Below are 2,733 nucleotides of genomic sequence, written 5' to 3'. Positions count from 1 at the left end.
AGCCATGGCCGTCCGGGGTACCCCCAGTAACAGCGCCACTTCACCAAAAAAATGGCCCGGTTCAACAGTGGCCAGATGCCGGTCGAGTTTTTCCGCCAGAATATCAATTTTACCTTCTAGCAAAATATAAAACGAGCTACCGGAATCACCTTCGTGGAACAGGATGGTTCCCGCTCGACTGCGCTGCCGGTGGCCAATTTCAATCAGCTGTCGGATCTCCAAATCGCTAAAATTAGCAAAGTAGCTGACCTGACGCAGCATATCTTTGAGGGTGGTCTGAGTGGGAACGCTGGGACGATGCTCAAAGGCAATTTGTCGGTTATAAAAGGGCGGAGGGCTGTCTCCATTGGCTGGAGGTGGTAAATTCCGAATCCATACATCTCTTTGGGGAAACGCAATTTCGATGTTGAACTGGCGCAGATTATATTCGATGGCGAAGTGCAGCGAACTTTGAACGTTAAAGCGTTTATTGACATCGACCCAAACCCACAGTTCAAATTGCAGAGAGTCTTCACCAAAGGCTAGAAACATGGCTTTGGGAATGGGTTTATCGCAGACAGCTGGCTCCATGTAGGCAGCTTTGAGCAGGAGTTCAGTCACCAAAATTGGATCGCTGTCGTAGGATACCCCCACCGGAATTTTGAGACGGGCAATGGAGGTGCGGTGACTCCAATTGAGAACGCGATTATTGATGAGCTGGCTATTGGGAATGACCACATCCCCATCGTCCAGGCTCCTAATAATGGCGGAGCGGAGATTGACCTCCACGATCCGCCCCACTAATCCTTGAAATCGATAGTCATCGAGTTCGATCAGGTCATTGACTTTGAGGGTGCGCTCAAATAGCAAAATGAGACCGCTAATAAAGTCATCGGCAATGTGCTGCAGTCCAAAGCCGATGCCTACCCCCAAGCCCCCCAGAATAATGCCTAGGGAACTTAGATTAATACCGGTGTATTGAACAGCGACAAAGATGGCAACGACGCCGACAGCATAGCTGACTAGGGTGGCAATGGCTTCTCGATTATTGGCGTCAATGCTAGCCAGTAGATGCCGTTTGAGAAAGCGTTTGACCAGGCCAATGGTGAAGAAAATGAGGGTCAGCCAAATTGACAAACTGACCAGCAGCTTGGGGGTAATGGTAGTGTTGCCTAGGACCACCAGTTTGGTGTCGAATAGTTGACTAAGCTGATGAAAAATATCTGAAAAGAAGGCTGTCATGGGGGCGGAAGGTCAGGGGGCGCTCACTCGTCAGTATCCATTTGAAAGGCGAGGGCTGTGGCGATCGCATCTACTACTCTGCCCACTTCGGTGATCTCCATGGACAACCCCTGAATTTTCTGACCTTTTGGCACCAATGCGCGTTTGAATCCGAGTTTAGCGGATTCTTTAAGCCGCACTTCTATCTGGGAAACAGGCCGAACTTGTCCCCCCAAACCCACTTCCCCCAGCAGCACCAGTGTGGGATCGACAATGCGATCGCGAAAGCTAGCGGCCACAGCAATGGCCACCCCCAAATCCGCCGCCGGTTCAGCCACGCTCAGCCCCCCCGATGAGGCCACATAGGCATCCAGCTTAGACAGGGGAATGCCCACCCGTTTTTCCAGCACCGCCAAAATCTGGAGCAATCGATTGTACTCAATGCCGGTGGCCGTCCGTCGAGGAGAACTGTAGCTGGTGGGACTCACCAATGCCTGCAGCTCCACCACTAAAGGCCGTGAACCCTCACAGGCAACAATGGTCGAAATCCCTGGCACCGCCTCATCACGGTTACCCATAAACAACGCCGAAGGATTTGACACCTCTGCTAACCCCTCGGTCACCATTTCAAACACCCCCAGCTCATGGGTAGCACCAAAACGGTTTTTGACCGAACGCAACAACCGATGGCTGGCAAACCGATCGCCCTCAAAGTACAGAACCGTATCTACCAAATGTTCTAGCACCTTAGGTCCGGCAATGGCCCCTTCCTTAGTGACATGCCCCACAATAAACAGGGTAATGTTTTCCCGTTTGGCCAACTGCATCAGGGCCGATGTGCATTCGCGTACCTGGGACACCGACCCTGGCGCGGATGTGAGCTGGTTGTAGAACAGTGCCTGAATACTATCAATAACAGCTACCCGAGGTCGGAGCGATTCCAGTTCGGACAGAATGGTTTCCAGGTCAGTTTCGGGTAGGAGATAAAGGGATTCTGGTGCAGGTGGTCCATTCTCCCCCTGCGCCCCATTTTCCCCTTGCCCAATGGCGATGCCTAGACGTTGCGATCGCAACTTTACCTGCTGCCCCGACTCCTCTGCGCATACATACAGCACCAACCCATGGGCCGCCAGCTGATTGGCCGTTTGCAACAACAGCGTGGACTTACCAATGCCAGGGTCCCCACCCACCAACACCAGCGACCCTGGCACAATCCCGCCACCCAGCACCCGGTCTAGCTCACCATAGCCAGAGCCAATGCGAGCTTGGGGATGATCCGCAATCTGACTAAACGTCTTAGCCAGACGTGGTTTACTATCGGTGCGCTGAGCGGCACGCTGGCTACGACGCCCCGGACGAGTGCTGGTGGATGTGGACTCCTGCACCTGCTCCACCAACGAATTCCAGCTTCCACAAACGGCGCACTTACCAAAATATTGACGTGATTCCGCACCGCATTCATTACAGACATAAATCGAGCGAGCCTTCACCATGCCAGAAAATAAAACACATGAACTACATATCCCATGATAG

2 protein-coding genes are annotated in these 2,733 nt (G+C 52.7%); both read right to left on the bottom strand.

Annotated elements, in window-relative coordinates; all coding sequences use genetic code 11:
- Window positions 1-1,221 (bottom strand): mechanosensitive ion channel domain-containing protein (locus IQ260_RS29595; protein ID WP_193996636.1); only part of this gene is annotated, 1,221 nt, incomplete at its 3' end.
- A 23-nt stretch (window positions 1,222-1,244) separates the two neighbouring features.
- Window positions 1,245-2,733, bottom strand: a 1,489-nt coding sequence (radA, locus tag IQ260_RS29590) for a DNA repair protein RadA (RefSeq protein ID WP_322745079.1), incomplete at its 5' end; no start/stop codon positions are given.

The sequence above is a fragment of the Leptolyngbya cf. ectocarpi LEGE 11479 genome, assembly GCF_015207065.1.
Taxonomy (GTDB): Bacteria; Cyanobacteriota; Cyanobacteriia; order Phormidesmidales; family Phormidesmidaceae; genus Leptothoe; species Leptothoe ectocarpi.
Note: the sequence above shows the minus strand (reverse complement) of the source record. Positions and strands in the feature narration are given on the sequence as shown.